This is a genomic window from Roseateles sp. Mitsp63 (genome assembly GCF_059491535.1).
Window position 1 is genome coordinate 4,277,166 of the sequence record NZ_CP168509.1, and the last position, 18,115, is coordinate 4,295,280.

At 73.8% G+C, this 18,115-nt stretch carries 16 protein-coding genes; 12 read left to right on the plus strand and 4 right to left on the minus strand.

From position 1 onward, the window contains the following. Positions 1-29 precede the first annotated feature (29 nt). The 4 genes from ACEN96_RS18495 to orn all read right to left on the minus strand — a co-directional run bounded on the left by ACEN96_RS18495 (position 30) and on the right by orn (position 7,330). Complete coding sequence (locus ACEN96_RS18495) at positions 30-1,991, minus strand: DEAD/DEAH box helicase (RefSeq protein ID WP_495584534.1); 1,962 nt, start codon at positions 1,989-1,991, stop codon at positions 30-32. 475 nt (positions 1,992-2,466) lie between these two features. After that, on the minus strand, positions 2,467-4,752 hold the full coding sequence (locus ACEN96_RS18500) for a hypothetical protein (RefSeq protein ID WP_495584535.1): 2,286 nt from the start codon (positions 4,750-4,752) through the stop codon (positions 2,467-2,469). Then, a complete protein-coding gene (locus tag ACEN96_RS18505) occupies positions 4,697-6,709 on the minus strand; it encodes a chorismate-binding protein (RefSeq protein ID WP_495584536.1) in 2,013 nt (670 codons plus the stop codon). The genes ACEN96_RS18500 and ACEN96_RS18505 overlap by 56 nt, the downstream gene beginning before the upstream one ends. Positions 6,710-6,763: 54 nt before the next feature. Then, positions 6,764-7,330 carry an oligoribonuclease gene (orn, locus tag ACEN96_RS18510; RefSeq protein WP_495584537.1) on the minus strand — a complete coding sequence of 189 codons (567 nt, stop codon included), beginning with the start codon at positions 7,328-7,330 and terminating at the stop codon, positions 6,764-6,766. A 333-nt stretch (positions 7,331-7,663) separates the two neighbouring features. Between orn and ACEN96_RS18515 the strand changes: the two genes are divergently transcribed. The 12 genes from ACEN96_RS18515 (at position 7,664) to ACEN96_RS18570 (ending at position 18,115) form a co-directional block, all read left to right on the plus strand. Beyond that, entirely contained in the window at positions 7,664-9,346 is a 1,683-nt protein-coding gene (locus tag ACEN96_RS18515) for a sensor histidine kinase (protein ID WP_495584538.1), read from the plus strand. A gap of 43 nt (positions 9,347-9,389) precedes the next feature. Continuing rightward, positions 9,390-10,130, plus strand: coding sequence for a response regulator transcription factor (locus ACEN96_RS18520; protein ID WP_495584539.1), 741 nt, complete (start codon positions 9,390-9,392; stop codon positions 10,128-10,130). 75 nt (positions 10,131-10,205) lie between these two features. Next, complete coding sequence (locus ACEN96_RS18525; protein WP_495584540.1) at positions 10,206-11,351, plus strand: phosphatase PAP2 family protein; 1,146 nt, start codon at positions 10,206-10,208, stop codon at positions 11,349-11,351. 14 nt (positions 11,352-11,365) lie between these two features. Next, positions 11,366-12,031: a methyltransferase family protein gene (locus tag ACEN96_RS18530; protein WP_495584541.1), complete on the plus strand. Its 666-nt coding sequence runs from the start codon at positions 11,366-11,368 to the stop codon at positions 12,029-12,031. Positions 12,032-12,135: 104 nt separating this feature from the next. Then, positions 12,136-12,705: a response regulator gene (locus ACEN96_RS18535; RefSeq protein ID WP_495584542.1), complete on the plus strand. Its 570-nt coding sequence runs from the start codon at positions 12,136-12,138 to the stop codon at positions 12,703-12,705. 10 nt (positions 12,706-12,715) lie between these two features. After that, complete coding sequence (locus ACEN96_RS18540) at positions 12,716-12,916, plus strand: Flp family type IVb pilin (RefSeq protein ID WP_495584543.1); 201 nt, start codon at positions 12,716-12,718, stop codon at positions 12,914-12,916. 115 nt (positions 12,917-13,031) lie between these two features. Further along, positions 13,032-13,229, plus strand: coding sequence for a Flp family type IVb pilin (locus tag ACEN96_RS18545; RefSeq protein WP_495584544.1), 198 nt, complete (start codon positions 13,032-13,034; stop codon positions 13,227-13,229). Positions 13,230-13,320: 91 nt separating this feature from the next. Continuing rightward, positions 13,321-13,500 carry a Flp family type IVb pilin gene (locus ACEN96_RS18550; RefSeq protein ID WP_343638899.1) on the plus strand — a complete coding sequence of 60 codons (180 nt, stop codon included), beginning with the start codon at positions 13,321-13,323 and terminating at the stop codon, positions 13,498-13,500. 13 nt (positions 13,501-13,513) lie between these two features. Continuing rightward, the gene (locus ACEN96_RS18555; protein ID WP_495584545.1) at positions 13,514-14,074 is read left to right on the plus strand and encodes a prepilin peptidase; all 561 of its coding nucleotides are present in this window, start codon (positions 13,514-13,516) and stop codon (positions 14,072-14,074) included. A gap of 14 nt (positions 14,075-14,088) precedes the next feature. Then, positions 14,089-15,453, plus strand: a complete 1,365-nt coding sequence (locus ACEN96_RS18560; protein WP_495584546.1) for a DUF8689 domain-containing protein — start codon at positions 14,089-14,091, stop codon at positions 15,451-15,453. Continuing rightward, positions 15,450-16,313, plus strand: a complete 864-nt coding sequence (cpaB, locus tag ACEN96_RS18565; RefSeq protein ID WP_495584547.1) for a Flp pilus assembly protein CpaB — start codon at positions 15,450-15,452, stop codon at positions 16,311-16,313. Before ACEN96_RS18560 ends, cpaB begins: the two co-directional genes overlap by 4 nt. 32 nt (positions 16,314-16,345) lie before the next feature. Next, positions 16,346-18,115 (plus strand): type II and III secretion system protein family protein, encoded by a 1,770-nt coding sequence (locus ACEN96_RS18570; RefSeq protein WP_495584548.1) that lies wholly within the window; start codon positions 16,346-16,348, stop codon positions 18,113-18,115.

Genomic DNA, 18,115 nt, shown 5'->3' on the forward strand with positions numbered 1-18,115 from the left:
CCGATCCCTCGGCTCAGGTCGCGCCGGGCTCAGAAGCCCTTGCGCGGGCCCTTCTTGACGAAGCCGCCGCGATCATCGCCGCCTTGGCCGCGCGGGCCCTTGCTGAACGACGGCTTGCCGGCCGGACGGCCTTCCGGACGCTCGAAACGCTGCTCGCTGCCCTTGAACGCCGGACGCTCGGCGCGCGGGGCGTAGCGGTCGTTGTTCTCGGCCGAGCGGTCGAAGCGCGGATCGGCGCCGCGGCGCTGCTCGAAGCCGCCGGCGCTGCCGCCGTTACCGCCTTCGCGGCGCTCGAACGCACCGCGCGGCTGGCCGCCGAAGCCCTGGCCGTCACGCTGCGGACGATCGCCGAAGCGCGGACGGTCGCCAAACGGGCGATCGCCTTGCGGGCGCTCGTTGAAGCGCGGCGCGCCATCGCGGCGCTCGAAGCGTTGACCGCCCTGGCCGCCGCCGAAGCCGCCTTCACGGCGCTCGCCGAACGGGGGACGGCCCTGGCCTTCCGGACGCTCGAAGCGGGCGGTGTTGTCGAAGCGGTTGTCGCCGCCGAAACCGCCACGGTCGCCACCACGGTCGTTGCCACGGAAGCCGCCGCCCTGCGGACGGTTGCCATAGCCGCCACGGCCGCCGCCGAAGCCGCCGCGACCGCCGCCGAAGCTGCGCTCACCGCGGTCGCCGCCCGGGCGCGACGGATAGATGCGCGGCTCTTCGCTGCGCGGCTCCAGGCCGGTGATGCGCGAGACCGGGATCTGCTGCGTCGTGAACTGCTGGATGCGCTTGATCATCGAGATGTCGCCGCGCTCGGCCAGCGTCACCGCGATGCCGGAGCGGCCGGCGCGGCCGGTGCGGCCGATGCGGTGGACATAGTCCTCGGCCTTCATCGGCAGGCCGAAGTTGATGACGTGCGAGATGGTCGGCACGTCGATGCCGCGGGCGGCCACGTCGGTGGCGACCAGCACGCGCAGGTCGCGGCGGCGCAGCGCCATCAGCGTGCGGTTGCGCTTGCCCTGGGGCATGCCGCCGTGCAGCGCGGCGACGCGGTGGCCGATGGCCTCCAGCTGCTCGGCCAGCCACTCGGTGTCCTGCTGGGTGCTGGTGAAGACCACGGCCTGGTCGACGTCGCGCTCGCCCAGGATGTGCTCCAGCAGCTTGCGCTTGTGCATGCCGTTGTCGGCCCAGTGCAGGCGCTGCTCGATGTTCTCGTGGGTCTCGGTGTGGCCCGACACGTCGATGCGCTGCGGGTCCTTCATCAACTGGGCCGCAAGGCGGCCGGTGTTGCCGGCGAAGGTCGCGCTGTACATCAGCGTCTGGCGCTCGGCCGGGATCTGCTGGGCGACGAAGTTGATGTCGTCGATGAAGCCCATGTCCAGCATGCGGTCGGCCTCGTCGAGCACGAACATCGTCACGTTCTCGAGCTTGCAGCGGCCGCTGTTGATGTGGTCCAGCAGGCGGCCCGGGGTGGCGATCAGGATGTCCAGCTGGCCGCTGAGCGCGCGCAGCTGCTGCGCGTAGGGCATGCCGCCCAGCACGGTGGCCACGCGCAGGCCCTGGATGTGGCGGCCGTAGGTCATCGCGGACTTGGCGACCTGCATCGCCAGCTCGCGGGTCGGGGCCAGCACCAGCACGCGCGGGCCGACCATCTTGGTCTTGTTGCCGGCGGCGCGGGCCGCGCGGGCGTCCAGCACCTGTTGCAGGGCCGGCAGGATGAACGACGCGGTCTTGCCCGAGCCGGTGCGCGACGAGACCATCAGGTCCGCGCCGCCCAGCGCCGGCGGAATGGCCTGGGCCTGCACCTCGGTGGCGTTCTCGTAGCCGGAATCCTTGACGGCGCGCAGCAGCGCGTCGTGCAGGCCCAGCGCGGCGAACGGCGTGCCGGAGGTCTGCGCGTCGGCGCCCAGTTCGATGGCATCGATGGCCTGGTCGAGTTCGTCTTCCTGGCTCTGATCCACGGTCTGGTTCTGGGCGTCGGCGTTCATGTCGTGTTCGAAACTCATTCTTTGCAATCCAATGGTGCGCGGGCAGGCGGACGTCCGGGTGTCGGGCGCCAGCGCCGGAGCGCAAGTCCGCCGCGCGAAATCAAGGGATCGCGGCGGAAAGTGATGTCGCTGGGAGAAAGCTCGCGTCGATCACCAGGAAAGAAAGACACATGCGCGGCGCGCCCGTTGACACGGACTTGCGATCGACATGAAGGGCCTGGTGAGGCGCCGGGGAACAGTCAAGCGACGGCATCGCCGCCGACCGAACCCGAGGGCATGCAAGTGCGAGCGATCCGCTGGGGATCACCGTCCCGGTGGAGAACCGGGCCCTGCGTGACCCCCGTTGGAGGGGCCGGCGCAGCGGACTGCAAGAGGTCAGAGGAGACGTACGAAGCACCGCACGAAGCGGTGAAGCCCGAAAGTATAACGACTTTTCGGGTTTCCACCTAGCACAGAATAATGAGGCCGCGTTCGAGCGGCGCGCCCCAGGTTTTCAGAGGCCTTCCAGCAGCTTCGGCAGCACGGCCATCAGCGCGTCCAGCTGGTCGCCCTCCAGCCAGGCCGGCGCGGCGTCCAGCCAGTCGGGGAAGGCGACGCCTTCGCGCTGCGCGCGCAGCACGGCCACGTCGAGCGAGTCCTCGATCAGCAGCAGCGCCGCGGGCACGCCCTGCGCATCGCCGCCGCAGGTCGCGTCGACGCGGTGATCCAGCACCGCGGGCTGCCACGGCAGGTCCGCGTGCACCAGCGCCACGCGGTCGCCGGCCAGCGCGCCGGCCTCGAGCCCGCCCAGCGCGTCATCGCTGGCCAGCAGCACGCCAGCCTCGGCGCCGCGCCAGGCCGACAGCGCGGCCTCGCGCGCCGGGGCCGTGTCGCCGGCGCGCAGGCGCTGCGGCGGCAGGCGGCGCAGCTGCGGCGACATCGACAGGCTGTCCAGCAGCGTCTCCGAGCGCGCGCAGACCACCAGGCGCGACGCCGCCGGCACCGCGCCCTGGATCCATTCGCGGCGCAGGGCGAGCACGGCCTCGGCCTTCGCGGCCAGCGCCTGGCGCGAGGCCGGCGGCAGCAGCGCGAGCGCCTCCAGCACCTGCTGCTGCTCGCTGCTCGACAGGAAGCGCAGCGCGGTCCAGCGCTCGGCCAGTTGGCGGAGCTGCTTCAGCGGCGCGGCCGGCAGGCTGGCGCCGTTCGCGCCGGCGCCATCGAGCCAGATCGGCGTCAGCAGGGCGGCGGGCAGATCGTCGAGCTCGCGCCGGCGGCGCGACAGCACGACGGAGGCGAGCGCCTCGCGCTTGAGCTTCTTGCCGGCGTCGGCCGGCAGCGACCGCAGCCGCGCGAGCGGACCGCGGCAGGCCTCGTCGAGCCACTCGATCCATTCGCCGATCCGCGCGTCGCCCAGCGGTTCCTGATGCGCGATCAGCAGCAACTGCGCCGCGGGCAGCGCGCGCAACGCGGCCAGGCGCCCGGCATCGACGGTCTCGATGCCGTCGACGATCAGCAGCGCGGGCTGCGGCTTGGCGGGCGGCGCCGCGGCGACGGTCACCGTCCTGGCCTCGTCGCCGAGCCAGCGCTTGAGATCGCGCTGCCACGCGGCATGCGCGGCTTCCGGCGCGATGATCACGGCCGGCGTCACGCCGAAGAGCCCGGCCCACAGGCGGATCGCCGCGATGGCGGCGCCGCGCTGACCCAGGCCCAGGTCATCGGCGATCAGCGCGCGGCCGGCGCAGACGGCGAACAGCGCCGCCTCCCACGCATGGACCGGCAGCTCGTCGGCCAGCAGCGCGCGCATCGCGGCGCCGTCGGCCATCAGTGCTTCGATGCGCTGCACGCGCGCCTGCGCGTCGCGGCCGCACGCGAGCTGCGGCCACACCGGCGCGTCGACGCGCAGCACCACGCCCAGCGCGCGGGCATCGCTCAGCACCTGCTGCAGCCAGGCATGGCCACCCTCGGCGGCGCGGCGCCGCTGCTCGTCCAGGCCGTCCTGATCGCGCAGGCGCTCCGGCACGTCGCGGCCGCAGACCCACTGCAGGCCGCGCTCGGGGCCCGGCACCAGCCAGACCTCGGCTTCGCGCGCCGGCCAGCCGTCGTCGAGCGCCTGATGCTGCGCCTCGTCGAACAGCGACAGCAGCTGCGCACCGTGCTCGCACGTGCCTTGCGCGCGATAGCCGGCGCAATCGCAGCGCCAGGTCTGGCGGCCCAGCAGCCGCAGTCGGAACGTGCCGGCGGTCTCGGCATCGCGCAGCTCGTAGTCGCCGAACACGCCGTCGTCCTCGCGCGCGCCGAGCGTGAAGCGCGGCGGCTCGGGCGGCGCTTCCTCGGCGGCCGGCTCGGCCTTCGGCTTGCGGCGTCCCTTGCGGGCGGGCGCGGGTTCCGCGCCCTCCTCGCCTGCCGCGGCCTCGACCGGCTCCGAGGCCATCTCAACCGGGGCCTGCGGCGCGCTGTCAACGGCGGCCGCCCGCTTGCGGGCCGGGCGCTTCCTCGGCGCGGGCACGGGCGTGTCCGCTTCCGGCGCGGGTGCCTGTTCGGCCGCGGCCGGCGCGGCATCGACCGCTGCGGCGGCGGCAGTGCCGCCGGCGTCGGCGGCCACGGCCTTCGCGCGGCTGGCGCGCTTGCGCGCGGGCTTCGGCGCTTCGGCCGCCTCAGGCGCCTCAGGCGCCTCGGGCGTCTCGGCCGCCGCGATCGCCTCGATCACGGGCTCGATCGCCGCCTCGGCCGGCAGCGCCGCCGCCTCATCCGCTCTGGTCTTGCGCGCCGCCGGGCGGCGCCGTTGGGAAGTCGTCGTCATGAAGGTCCTCGTGCCGCAGCCGCGCCTCGCGCCAGCCCCGGACACTGTTGAAGATGGCGAGCGCATGCGCCCGCCGCAGATCGTCCAGGGTCAGCCGCGCCTCGCGCAGCCGGCCCTGTTCCAGCAGCTCCTCGCGCAGCGTGCCGGGCAGCAGGCCGGCATCGGCGCGCGGCGTCAGCCACGGCCCGTCCGGCGCGCGTCGCAGCGCGAGGTTGGTCAGGCAGCCCTCGGTGAGCTCGCCGTCCCGGTTGAAGAGCAGCACGTCGAAGCAATCCGCCGGCTTCGCGTCCAGGAAGGCCTGGTACACCTCGCGGCGGGTGGTCTTGTGCTGGATGAATTCGGCGTCGGCGCCGCGGGTGTCGATCGGCGCGGACGCCAGCGCGACGCGCAGCGGGCTGGCGTCCTCGCCGGCGGGCAGCGGCTGGGCCGAGTCGCCCAGCCCGCCATCGCGCGCCAGCGTCAGCCGGACACGCCAGGCGCCTTCGGGGTGGCGCCGGGCGATCTCGACCAGCCGCGCCCTGACCGCGTCCGCCGACCACGGGAGGCCGAAGTGCCGCGCGGTGCGCTGCATCCGCGCGAGGTGGCGCGCCGCGTGCGCGAACTCGCCCCGCTCCAGCCGCATGGTCTCGAGCGCCTCGACCGGCGCGCGCGCGCGGCTCAGGAAGCGCGCCTTGGCGCGCCATTCGTCGATCTCGTCGCGCGGCCGCGAGTCCAGCGTGATGCCGCTGCCCACGCCGCAGCGCAGCGCGCGGCCGGTCTGCTCGACGGTGCGGATCGGCACGTTGAAGGTCGCCGCGCCGCCCGGCTGCAACAGGCCCAGCGCGCCGCAGTACCAGCCGCGCGGGCCGGGCTCGAGCTCGTCGATGACCTCCATCGCGCGCTTCTTCGGCGCGCCGGTGACCGAGCCGCAGGGGAACAGCGCCGCCATGACCTCGTCGAGCGCGAGCCCCGCGCGCGTCACCGCACCGATCGTCGAGGTCATCTGCCAGACCGTCGGCAGCGCGTGCAGCTCGAACAGCCGCGGCACGCGCACCGAGCCCGTCACCGCCACGCGCGAGAGATCGTTGCGCAGCAGGTCGACGATCATCAGGTTCTCGGCCCGCTCCTTGGCACTGGTGCGCAGGTAGGCCTGGGCGGCCTCGTCGGCGGCGCGGTCGCGGCCGCGCGGCGCGGTGCCCTTCATCGGCTGCGCCGACAGCAGCCAGGTGTGGCTGGCCTGCGGCGCCTCCGGCAGCGGACGCCAGTCGAAGAACAGCTCCGGCGACACGCTCGCCACGCTGCCCGGCCCCTCGCCGCCATCAGCGCCATCAGCGCCATCAGCGCCATCAGCGCCATCAGCGCCGCCGGTGCGCAGGAACAGCGCGAAGCCGCCCGGCTGCGCCGCGTGCAGCGCGAAGAAATGCAGCGCCGGATCGAAGGCCTCGCCGCCGCCGCCGTCGTCATTGCCGCCACCGCCGCCGCCCCTGGCCGGCTGCGCCTCGGCGTCCAGCCGCGTCGTCAGGTTGACCTGATAGCAGTCGCCATCGCGGATGTAGCCGCGGATGCGCTCGACCTGCGCCATCTCGGCGGCGTCCTCCTGGACGTCGCGCCAAGGCGTGATCGGATGCGCGCGGCGCGCGCCATCGGCGGCGAGCGCCTGCGGCCACGGCGCCGGCGCCTCATGCCAGACGTGGAATTCCGCCAGCGGCGCCTCGCCCGCCGGCCGCGTGCGCAGCACCGGATCGAGCGCCCCGGCCGCCTCGTAGCGCAGCCCGCCCAGCACCCAGGCGCCGGCGCGCGCCGCGGCATGCGCCAGGCGCAGCACGGCGCGCAGGCGATCCGGATCGCGCGCGATCAGGCGCTCCGCCGGCGGCGCGAAGAAGGCGCCACGCAGGCGTTCGCCGTCCTCGCGCGCCAGCGGATGGCGCGGAAAGTCGAAGGCCGCCCACAGGTCGTGGGGGCGGCGCGGGATGTCCATCGGAGTCTCGGTCGCGCGGGTGCGCGGTGCTCGTGAAGGGGCCGGCCGCGGCGCTCAGTCCAGCTTCAGGAACTGCTCGCGGTAATGGATCAGTTCGTCGATGGACTCGTGGATGTCGGCCAGCGCGGTGTGCTTCTGGGCCTTCTTGAAGCCTTCCATCGCGGCGGGCTTCCAGCGGCGCGCCAGCTCCTTGAGCGTGGACACGTCCAGGTTGCGGTAGTGGAAGAAGTCTTCCAGCTTGGGCATGTAGTTGGCCAGGAAGCGGCGGTCCTGGCAGATCGAGTTGCCGCACATCGGCGACTTGCCGGCCGGGATGTAGGCCTTCAGGAAATCGATGACCTGCTGCTCGGCGTCGGCCTCGGCGATCGTCGACGCCTTGACGCGGTCGATCAGGCCGCTCTTGCCATGCGTGCCCTTGTTCCAGGCGTCCATGCCGTCCAGCGTGGCGTCGGACTGGTGGATCGCGAAGACCGGGCCCTCGACCCGCACCGTCAGCTGCGCGTCGGTCACGACGACGGCGATCTCGATGATGCGGTCCTTGTCGGGAAACAGGCCGGTCATCTCCAGGTCGATCCAGATCAGGTTCTGGTCGTTCAGCGGCAGCGCGGGGTTGTCGCTCATGGCGGCGTCCTTGTCTTCTGTCTTGCGGGTCTTGCGGGTCTGCGGACCGGGCGCGTCCCCTCGGGGGAACGCCGCCGGGCCGGCGGGAATGGCGCGGATTGTCGCAGCGTTGACGGGCGTCGCGGGAACACCCCGCCCGGCAGCGCGGCCGGGGGGCGGACGCCGGCCGCCGGGCCAGTCGCCATGCGGGAGAACGCCGCAAAGTTGACACGGCGCCACGGCGCGGCACCCGATCCCGGGGGGGTACGGCGTACGGCGCCGGTGTCAGACTTGCCGCAAGCACGCCGCCCACCACGGCAGTGCCCAGAGGTCAACAAAATGATGCGCGAGTCGTTGGACCCCTCCCTCGCGGATGGGATCGCCGCGCCGGCCCGGCAGGTGCCGGGGCCGTCGGCCGAGATGCGCCGCTTCTCCGCGGGCCTGCGCGTCGTCACGGCGCTGATGTGCAGCCTGCTGCTCATCTCGAGCAAGCCCGCCGTCGACCTGGGCGCCGGCGTCACGATGCTGGTCTACATCGCCTGGGCCGGCGCGCTGATGTGGTCCGACGCCCGCGAGCGCCCCGTCGTCTCGGGCCTGGCCGCCTACTGGCTGGACGTGGCCTGGGCCGCGTCGATGATGTGGCACTTCAGCGTCGGCAACATGATGCTGATGCTGGCGCTGGTCCATCCGGTGGTGCTGGCCAGCATCGGCTACGGCGTCGGCCACGGGCTGCTGCTGGCCGTGCTCGGCACGGTCGCCATCGCGATCGACCCCGACGCCGGCCGCGCCCCGCTGCCCACGGCCGACGGGCTCGGCGGCCATGCCCAGATCCTGCTGCTCGCGCTGATCCCGGCCGCCGCGCTGCTGGCCCGGCCGATGCGCGCGCTGCACCGGCGCATCGCGCTGATCGACGAGATCGAGGCCGGACTCGACCCCCGCCGCGGCCTGGAGCCGATCTGCAGCGAGCTGGTCGAGCGCCTGCGCCAGGGCACGCAGGCCGACGTGCTCGCGCTGGTGCTGCCGAGCCGCTTCGGCGCGCCGGCCATGATCGCCAGCCGCGAGGACGGCGGCTTCCGCGCCCGCCCCGAGGTCCACCAGGCGCTGGAACAGCTGCTGGCGCAGACCGGCCCGCAGGCGCTGAGCTTCACCTCGCGCCGCTGGTGGGATCCGCGGCCGCGCATCCGCGTCCATGCCGGTCCGCGGCCCGCGCGCGCGCTGCAGACGCCGCTGGAATCGCTGGCCCGGATGCTGGACGTCGCGGGCCTGCACATCGCGCCGCTGACCCGCTATGAGCGGCAGCACGGCCACGTCGTGATCGGCTACCACGGCCTGCGCGCGCACCGCCAGGACCTGCGCGCGCTGACCGACGCGATGCCCGAGCTGCTGCGCGTCATCGAGCAGGCCGGCCTGGTCGACCAGCTGCAGGATGAGAGCGCGTCGCATGAACGCGCCCGCATCGGCCGCGACCTGCATGACAGCGCGATCCAGCCCTACCTCGGCCTCAAGTACGCGGTCGAATGCGTGGCGCTGCGCATCCCCGCCGACAACCCGGCGCGCGCGGAGGTCGACGCGCTGGCGGAGCTGGTCAACGCCGAGGTGGCCTCGCTGCGCGAGCTGATCTCGGGCCTGCGCACCGGCGCGCGCGGCGGCGACAACGCGCTGGTGCCGGCGGTGCGGCGGCAGGCGCGGCGCTTCACGCTGCTGTTCGGCATCGAGGTCGAGGTCCACTGCCCCGAATCGCTGCCCAGCTCGCGCGCGCTGGCCGGCGCGATGTTCCACCTGCTCAACGAGACGCTGAACAACATCCGCAAGCACACGCAGGCGCGGCATGTCTCGATCGCGCTGAGCGGCGAGGACGGCGCGGTCACGCTGTGCGTCAGCGACGACAGCGGCTCCGTCACCGGCCGGCCCGCGCCCGCCTTCCATCCGCACTCGCTGCACGAGCGCGTGGCCGAGCTCGGCGGCTCGCTGACGATCTCGCGCCGCGACGGCCTGGACACCGAGCTGCTGTTCCGCATTCCGACCTCATGCCCCTGATGCCCCTGATGCCCGCCCGGGTGATCGACAAAGGAGAACACCGATGAACCTCAGCGCGCACCTGCCGGGCCAGACGCCCCGGCCGATCCGGGTCTTCGTCGCCGAGGACCACCAGATCACGCTGTGGGGCCTGCACCAGCTGATCGACGCGTCGCGCCCGCGCATGGAGATGGTGGGCTGCGCCTCGACGCTGGACGAGCTGCTGCGTCACGACGGCCTGCCGCAGGCCGACCTGCTGCTGCTGGACCTGGACCTGGCCGGCGAGGACGCCTGCGCCGCGATGGAGGAGCTGCGCCGCCGCGGCAAGGCGCAGGTGCTGGTGCTGACCGGCGCCGACGACGCCACGCGGCATCGCAGCGCGGTGATGCGCGGCGCGCGCGGCGTGGTCCACAAGTCCGCGCCGGCCGCGACCATCCTGCGCGCCATCGAGTGCGTCAACGACGGCGAGGTCTGGCTGCACCGCGCGCTGATGGGCGAGGTGCTGGGCCTGCTGACCGACGGCGGCGCGCCCCGGGCCGCGGCGCCGCGCGATCCCGAGGCCGAGCGCATCGCCGGCCTCACGCCGCGCGAGCGCGACATCATCGGCGTGCTGCTGCGCCAGGCCGGCGCGAAGCTGCTGGCGGTGGCCGACACGCTGCACATGAGCGAGCACACCCTGCGCAACCACCTCACCGCGATCTATTCCAAGCTGGGCGTGCGCGGCCGGCTGGAGCTGCATGTCTACGCGAGCGCCCACGGCCTGGACCGCGAGCCCGCGCGGCCGGCGGGGGGAGCTTTGTCCTAGGCCGGCGGCGCGGCGCCTCCCTGGCGCCGGCGCGCACGCGCGCCCACCATGGGGCCCTCGTTGCACGAGGCCGCCATGTCGATCCACCGCCTGCCAACGCCCTCCGGCACCTCCGCCAGCACTTCCGCCGGCCGCGATGCCCACGCGCCTCCCGGCCCGCCCCCCGGCTCCCCGGACAGCCCCCGCGCTGCGAAGGTCGTGCCGATCCGCGCGGCCGCATCGACCGCATCGACCGCATCGACCGTATCGACCGTCTGGCCGCTCTTTCCCCCGCCCGCCCCCGCGCCGGCGTCCGCCGCCCTGCGGACCGTCCGCACGCTCCAGGCCCTCTTCCGGCGCGAGCCGCTGCGCCCGGCCCTGCTGCTGACCGCCGCGGCGATCGCCGTCGATGCGCTGTGGATCGCCTTCGGCGGCTGGCATCTGGCGGCGCGCGACTTCGTCCTGCTGGGCGTGGCCGTGGCGGCGCTGGCGCTGCCCTTGCTGCTGCCGCGCTATCGCCATGACGCGCGCATCGCGCCGGCGCTGCGATGCGCGGCGCTGCTGCTGGTGTTCCAGGCTGCCGCGGCCTGCCTCAGCTACCTGCTGATCGCGCTCGCGCCGCCGCTGACCGACACCCTGCTCGCGCGCTGGGACGCCGCGCTGGGCATCGACTGGCGCGTGCTGCGGCAGGGCCAGGCCTCGCTGCCCGCCCTCGCGCGGATCGCGTTGAGCGCCGCCTACGACAGCGGCCTGCCGCAGATCCTCGCCGTGGTGCTGTACCTGGGCTTCAGCGGCCGCGGCGACCGCTTGCACGATTTCATGAACCGCTACGCCGCCGTCACGCTGCTGGTGATCCTGCTGTCCGCCCCGATCCCGGCGGCGGGCGCCTTCAAGCACTTCGGCCCCGGCCCGGTCGCCGACCTCTGGCACTTCGAGGCGCTGCGCGGCGGCAGCCTGCGCACGCTGTCGCTGCAGGCGATGCAAGGCCTGATCTCGATGCCCTCGCTGCACGCCGCGATGGCGGTGCTGCTGGCCCATGCGCTGTTCGCGACGCCGCTGCGCTGGCCAGCGCTCGCGCTCAACGCGCTGATGCTGGCCGCGACGCCGGTGCTCGGCGGCCACTACGCCGTCGACGTGATCGCGGGCATCGCGGTCGCGGCGGCCGTCCTCGCCTGGCGCCCTCTCCGCCCTCCCCGCCCTCCCCGCCCTCTCGACCCTCTCGACCCTCTCATCCCGCGCTGAACCAGGAGCCCGACATGTCCGTCCCCTTCGCCCGCCGCCTGTCCCGCGCGAACGCGGCACCCCGCCGCGAGGGCCGCCTCACCGAATGGCTGCTGCGCAGCTTCGCGCTGCTGGCGCTGGCCGTCGTGCTGGCGCGCTGGGGATACGCCTGGTGGCAGGACCCGGCGCGCGGCACGCTGCTGCTGCTGATCGTCTCGGAGGGCTACACGCTGCTGCTGGTGCTGCTGGCGCGGCGCGCCGAGTGCCGCGACCTGTCGGTCCCGGCCATCGCCGCGACGCTCTACGCGACCGGCTTCGTCGTGCTGCTGTCGCCATCGGGCACGCGCGCGTTCGCGCCGGAGTGGGCCGGCGCCGCGCTGCAGCTCGCCGGCCTGGGCTGGCAGTTCGCATCCAAGGTCACGCTGGGCCGCTCCTTCGGCCTGCTGCCGGCCCGGCGCGGGCTGGTCGTGCGCGGCCCCTATCGCGTCGTCCGGCACCCGATCTATCTGGGCTACCTGATCGGCCACTGCGGCTTCCTGCTCGTCAACGCGTCGCCGCGCAACGCCGCCGTGCTGGCGCTGCTCTATGTCGCGCAGGTGGTGCGCATGCATCGAGAGGAAGCCATGCTCGACGACCTGCAGGCCGAGTACCGCGCCTATCGCCGCCGCGTGCCCCACCGGCTGATCCCCTTCGTCTACTGAGGTCCCCGACGCCGCTGCGCCACGCGCGGCGTGGGAGGAATCTCCCTCCCCGGCCGCCCGCAAGCTCCCGCGCCACGCGCGCCTTCGCTGCCTAGCATCGATCCATGAGCCCGCTGCCTTCCACTGTCAACGCTGTCGCCGTCTCCGGCCCCTTCGGCGTGCTGCTGGTCGACGACCAGCAGGCGGTGCGTGACGGCCTGTCGCGGCTCATCGCCTGCTCGCCGCGCACGCTGCGCTGCCTGGGCGCCGTGGCCACCGGGCAGCAGGCCCTGCTGGCCGCGCGGCAGCTGCATCCCGACGTCGTCGTCGTCGATGTCGACCTCAACGGCGAGGACGGCCTGGCGCTGCTGCCGCAGCTGCTGACCCAGTCGCGGGTGCTGGTGCTGACCTGCCACGACGACAACGCCACGCGCGATCGCGCGCTGCGCCTGGGCGCGCAGGCCTTCCTCGCCAAGCACCTGCCGGCCGCCGAGCTGCTGGGCACGCTGGTGCGGCTGGGCGGGCTGGGCCGTCCCGGCGCGGCGCCGCTGAGCGCCTTCGCCCCGCAGGAGCAAGGCGCCGAAGGCGCTTCCACCGGCCCGGCGGTCCATGACAAAACTCCCCCCCGGCAAGGGTCAAGCTCCCCCCGCGGCATGGCGCCATCCTCCGCTGCGCGCCGTGACCGCGATGCCTAGAGTGAACGCCATGGACACGCACCGCCCTCCGTCACCCGCCGCCGCGATCGCCTGGGCCTTGGCCCGCGACGAGCGCGCCGCCACGGCGATCGAGTACGGCCTGATGGCCGCGCTGATCGCGGTGGCGATCCTGGGCGCGCTGACGCTGACCGGCTCGTCGCTGGTGGCGCTGTACCAGTACTGGTCGTCGGCCGTGGTGGCCGCGCTCTGACATGAACACGACCGAAGACGCGCCTCGCCGGCCGGCGTCCTCCCCCAACAGGCCGGCAGGGTATGGATCCGACCCCGATGGATCTCCTTTCCTCCCCACTTCAAGGACTTTCATCATGAAACTGCTCCCCATCTCCAAGGCCACCCGCGCGCTGCAGCAATTCGCCCAGGACGACGAGGGCGTCACCGCCATCGAGTACGGCCTGATCGCCGCGCTGATCGCCGTGTTCATCATCGGCTCGGTCACCATCGTCGGCTCCAAGCTGGCGGCGGTGTTCACCGCGATCTCGACCGCGCTGACCACGGCGCTGTGAAGGCGCCGGCGCGGCCGTGCCGGCCCATGCCGGCCGCGCTCCTTCCAAGGTCCGCCACCGACTCCCACGCCCTTCCCCCAAGGAGATCACCATGACCCTGCTGCACCGCCTCCAGGCGCTGGCCGGCGACGACGATGCCGTCACCGCCATCGAGTACGGCCTGATCGCCGCGCTGATCGCCGTCTTCATCATCGCGTCGGTGACGCTCGTCGGCTCCAAGCTCGACGCCGTGTTCACCGCCATCTCCACGGCCATCACCGCCGCGCTCTGACCGGACCGCCGCCATGTCGTCCCTGCTCTGCGCCCCCGTCACGCTGGCCGCCCTGGCGCTGGTGCTGGGCGGCGCCGTGCGCAGCGACCTGCGCGCGCGGCGCGTGACCAACCGCTGGCTGACGATCGGCCTGGCGCTGGCGCTGGGCCTGCATGCGGCGGCGATCGCCGCGGGCGGTCCCGCCCCGGCGGGTGAACGCTGGTGGTCGCCGCTCGCCGGCGCCATCACCGGCCTGGCGCTGATGCTGCCGCTGTACCTGCTGCGCGCGATGGGCGCCGCCGACGTGAAGTTGATGGCGGTGGTCGGCGCCTTCGTCGGCGCGGCCACGGTCGTGCCGGCGGTCCTCTACACGATGCTCGCGGGCGGAGTGCTGTCGCTGCTCGCGATGCGCGATGCCAGCGTGCTCGCCCGCGTGATGACCCATCTGACGGACCACGGGGCGGCCCGGCGCCGCGCGCCCTCGCCCCATGCCGCCGGCGCCACGCCGCTGGAACGCACCGCCGCGCGGCTGCCCTACGCGGTCGCGATCGCGATGGGCAGTGCCGCGGCGTTGATCGCGCCCCCGCTGATCTAGGACAGGACCACCCCATGTCCCTGCTTCAATTCCCCCACGCGCCGGCCCCGCGGCTCGCGCCCTGCGCCGGGACGCTGCCGGCGGCGCCGCGCACGATCGAGGAGACCGGCCTGTCGCCGGCCTTCCTCACCGACCTGGTGGCCAAGACGCTGCTGCAGGGCGCGACCGGCCGGCTGGTCGAGTTGGGCGCGCGGCTGTGCCTGGGCGGCGTGATCGTCGAGGCGCTGTGCCAGGCGATGCGCCGCGATGGCCTGCTCGAGGTGGCGCGCCGCGGCGCGCACGAGGCCGACGTCGAATACGACCTGACCCTGGCCGGCCGCGCCCGCGCGCTGGATGCGTTCTCGCGCAGCGCCTACATCGGGCCCGCGCCGGTGCCCGCCGAGCTCTATGCCGAGCGCGTGGCCGCGCAGGCCGCGTCGCTGCACCCGGTCACGCTGCGCTTCGCGCGCGAGGCCTTCGCCGGCCTGGTGCTGGCCGACGAGCTGATCGACCGCCTCGGCACCGCGATGAACGCGCACCGGCCGATGCTGCTGCACGGGCCGGCCGGCTCGGGCAAGACCTACATCGCGCGCAGCCTGTCGCGGCTGCTGCCCGGCCCGGTCGCGGTACCGCACGCGATCAGCGTGCACGACGAGGTGATCCGGGTCTTCGACCCGCTGGTCCACCAGCCGCTGGACGGCCCCGCGGCCAGCCGCGGCGGGCTCGACAGCCGCCACCGGCCCGATGCCCGCTGGGTGCTGTGCGAGCGCCCCGTCGTCGCCTGCGGCGGCGAGCTGACGCTGGAGATGCTGGACCTGGGCTTCGATCCGCGCGCCGGCTACTACGAGGCCCCGCCGCACCTGAAGGCCAACAACGGCCTGTTCATCGTCGACGACCTGGGCCGCCAGCGCGTCACGCCGCGCGAGCTGATGAACCGCTGGATCGTGCCGATGGAGCGCCGCCACGACCACCTGACGCTGCGCCAGGGCGCGCGCTTCACCGTGCCCTTCGAGATGATGCTGGTGTTCTCGTCCAACCTGTCGCCGCGCGACCTGGACGACGCCTTCCTGCGCCGCATCGGCCACAAGATCGAGGTCGGCCCGGTCGACGCGCCGTCCTACGGCCGCATCTTCGAGGGCGCCTGCGCCGAGGAGGGCGTGCCCTACGACGCCTTCGGCCTGGTGCACCTGATCGACGGGCTGCACCAGCGCCACGGCCGCTCGCTGCTGGCCTGCCATCCGCGCGACCTGCTGCGGCTGGTGGCGAGCCGCGCGCGCTATCTCGAGATCGAGCCCTCGCTCGATGCCGGCCTGCTCGACTGGGCCTGGCGCACCCACTTCGGCGAGACCGCCGCCGTCCCTTCTTCCGCCACCGCCGATCCGTCCAGGAGGCAGCCATGAGGTCACGAGGTCTGTTGATGCTCTTCATCGCCGCGATCGCCGGCCTGGCCGCGGTCGTCATGGCCGCGCGCTGGATGCAGGGCCAGAGCGGCAACCAGGGCCGCATCGCGATCGCCAACGCCGACATCGAGCTCGGCGGCCGCATCTCGCGCGAGATGGTGCGCATGACCGACTGGCCGCAGGGCAGCGTGCCGGCCGGCGCCTTCGAGGACCCGGCGGCCCTGGAGGGCCGCGTGGTGCTGGTGTCGATGCAGCGCGGCGAGCCGCTGACCGAGGCGCGGCTGGCGCCGGTCGGCACCAAGGGCGGCCTGTCCGCGGTGGTGCCCGCCGGCAAGCGCGCGATGACGGTGCGGGTCAACGACGTGGTCGGCGTCGCCGGCTTCGCGCTGCCCGGCACCTATGTCGACGTGATGGTGAACACGCAGGATGAGGGCTCGGCGCGCAACGACCGCGACCACTCGATCTCCAAGATCGTGCTCGAGCGCATCCTGGTGCTGGCCGTGGCGCAGGAGGCCGACCGCGACACGACCCGGCCCCGGGTCGTCAACGCGGTGACGCTGGAGGTCACGCCCGACGAGGCCGAGCTGCTGGACCTGGCGCGCAGCGTCGGCAACCTGTCGCTGGTGCTGCGCAACCAGACCGATCCCAAGGCCGCCGGCGCCGGCCTGGGCGCGACCAAGGCGGCGCTGCTCGGCATGGCCGCGCGCACCGATCCCCCCGCCCCGGCGCCCGCGCCGGCGGCGCCCCGTCCCGCGCCGCGCCGCGCCGCCGCGCCGGCCGTCGTGCCGGTCGCCGCCGCCGCGCGCACCGGCTGTGTCGAACTGATCCGCGGCCTGGACAAGGTCACCGAGTGCTTCTGACCGCGCCGCGCCTGCCCCACCGGAGACCGCCCATGTCCACGCCCCCGCTCCTGACCTCCGCCTCGGCGCCGCGCGCCGGGCTGACGGCCCTGACGATGCTGTTGTCGTCGGCCGCCAGCCTCGGCGCGCCCGGCCCGGCCGCCGCGCCGGCGGCCGTGACCGCCACCGCGGCCGCGGCCCGGGCCTCCGCCACCGGAGCCGGCGGCGCGCCGATGTGCGCCCGCGTCGAGACCGCGCCCGCCGTCACGGTGCCGGTGGGCAAGTCGACGGTGCTGCGGCCGGCGCAGCCGGTGACGCGCATCCTGCTGGGCAATCCGGAGAACACCCGCGCCGCGCGTCCTGCCGAGACTAACGGCAAGAAGGACGAGGCCAATGCCAAGGGCGCCGCGCAGGCCCAGGACACGCGCCCGGGCGTCGGCGAGGTCGACGTGCTGCTGCTGGCGCCGACCGAGATCTACCTGCTGGGCAAGGCGATCGGCTCGACCAACGTCGTGATGCTGGACCGCGCCGGCACCTGCACCGCGTTCGACGTGGTCGTGGGCATGGACACCGCCGCGCTGCAGGCGGTGCTGCAGCAGCTGCTGCCGGCCGAGCGCAACCTGCGCGTCAGCGCCGCCTTCGATTCCGTCGTGCTCTCGGGCGAGGTCTCGGACACCGAGGCGATGACCCGCGCCATCGACCTGGCCACCGCCTTCGTGCGCGGCGACGGCAAGGAGGCCGGCGCGCGCGTGGTCAACATGGTGCAGGTCGGCGCGCCGCAGCAGGTGATGCTGGAGGTCAAGGTGGCGGAGATCTCCAAGTCGCTGCTGGACGCCTTCGGCATCGACTTCTCGCGCGCCTACGCGCCGGGCGACGGCTCGATGGTGCGCTTCCTGGGCGGCATCTTCGGCGGCTCGGCCGGCGTGATCGGCCAGATCACCGGCACCGGGCCGAAGAACGTGCCCTTCAGCTCGGTCGACGCGGTGGTCGGCGGCCAGGTGCCGCTGCCCGGCATCAGCGGCGGCAACGTCACCGTCACCTACGACGCCTTCGGCCGCCCGACCTACACCACCACCTACGGCACCGTGCCGGGCCGCAGCGCGACCAACGCGGCGCTGAACATGCAGAAGACCGACGGCCTGGTGAAGGTGCTGGCCGAGCCCACGGTGATGGCCATCAGCGGCCAGACCGGCAGCTTCCTGGCCGGCGGCAAGATCCTGATCCCGGTGGTGCAAAGCAGCGGCAGCATCGGCGGCAGCACGGTGACGCTGGAGGAGAAGGAATTCGGCGTCTCGGTGAAGTTCACGCCGACGGTGCTGGGCGGCGGCCGCATCCACCTGCGCGTGCGGCCCGAGGTCTCCGAGCTCAACGCCTCCGGCGTGCAGATCAGCGCCGGCTCGCTGAACTCGGTGCTGCCGTCCTTCACCTCGCGCAAGGCCGAGACCACGGTGCAGTTGATGGACGGCCAGAGCTTCGCCATCGGCGGGCTGATCAAGAACAACACGACCACCAACATCAAGGCCTTCCCCTTCCTGGGCGAGCTGCCGGTGGTGGGCGCGCTGTTCCGCAGCACGCAGTTCCAGACCGACCGCTCGGAGCTGGTCTTCGTCATCACGCCGCGGCTGGTGCAGCCGCTGCCGCCCGGCTACCGGCTGCCCACCGACAACTACGTGCCGCCGACCCGCGGCGACCTGATCCTGCAGGGCCGCATGGAAGGCACGAAGCCCGCGGCCGATGCCGCCGCCAGCCCTTCCGCGGAGTCAGCCCCGGCGCCCGCCAGGAACGCACCGCCCGCGCGCGGCGGATTCGACAGCAAGGAGTGA

What these genes read in the sequence shown, in the direction of transcription:
- ACEN96_RS18495 (WP_495584534.1), bottom strand. Translation starts at nt 1,991, where the DNA reads ATGAGTTTCGAACACGACATGAACGCCGACGCCCAGAACCAGACCGTG.
- ACEN96_RS18500 (WP_495584535.1), bottom strand. Translation starts at nt 4,752, where the DNA reads ATGACGACGACTTCCCAACGGCGCCGCCCGGCGGCGCGCAAGACCAGA.
- ACEN96_RS18505 (WP_495584536.1), bottom strand. Translation starts at nt 6,709, where the DNA reads ATGGACATCCCGCGCCGCCCCCACGACCTGTGGGCGGCCTTCGACTTT.
- orn (WP_495584537.1), bottom strand. Translation starts at nt 7,330, where the DNA reads ATGAGCGACAACCCCGCGCTGCCGCTGAACGACCAGAACCTGATCTGG.
- ACEN96_RS18520 (WP_495584539.1), top strand. Translation starts at nt 9,390, where the DNA reads ATGAACCTCAGCGCGCACCTGCCGGGCCAGACGCCCCGGCCGATCCGG.
- ACEN96_RS18525 (WP_495584540.1), top strand. Translation starts at nt 10,206, where the DNA reads ATGTCGATCCACCGCCTGCCAACGCCCTCCGGCACCTCCGCCAGCACT.
- ACEN96_RS18530 (WP_495584541.1), top strand. Translation starts at nt 11,366, where the DNA reads ATGTCCGTCCCCTTCGCCCGCCGCCTGTCCCGCGCGAACGCGGCACCC.
- ACEN96_RS18535 (WP_495584542.1), top strand. Translation starts at nt 12,136, where the DNA reads ATGAGCCCGCTGCCTTCCACTGTCAACGCTGTCGCCGTCTCCGGCCCC.
- ACEN96_RS18540 (WP_495584543.1), top strand. Translation starts at nt 12,716, where the DNA reads ATGGACACGCACCGCCCTCCGTCACCCGCCGCCGCGATCGCCTGGGCC.
- ACEN96_RS18545 (WP_495584544.1), top strand. Translation starts at nt 13,032, where the DNA reads ATGAAACTGCTCCCCATCTCCAAGGCCACCCGCGCGCTGCAGCAATTC.
- ACEN96_RS18550 (WP_343638899.1), top strand. Translation starts at nt 13,321, where the DNA reads ATGACCCTGCTGCACCGCCTCCAGGCGCTGGCCGGCGACGACGATGCC.
- ACEN96_RS18555 (WP_495584545.1), top strand. Translation starts at nt 13,514, where the DNA reads ATGTCGTCCCTGCTCTGCGCCCCCGTCACGCTGGCCGCCCTGGCGCTG.
- ACEN96_RS18560 (WP_495584546.1), top strand. Translation starts at nt 14,089, where the DNA reads ATGTCCCTGCTTCAATTCCCCCACGCGCCGGCCCCGCGGCTCGCGCCC.
- cpaB (WP_495584547.1), top strand. Translation starts at nt 15,450, where the DNA reads ATGAGGTCACGAGGTCTGTTGATGCTCTTCATCGCCGCGATCGCCGGC.
- ACEN96_RS18570 (WP_495584548.1), top strand. Translation starts at nt 16,346, where the DNA reads ATGTCCACGCCCCCGCTCCTGACCTCCGCCTCGGCGCCGCGCGCCGGG.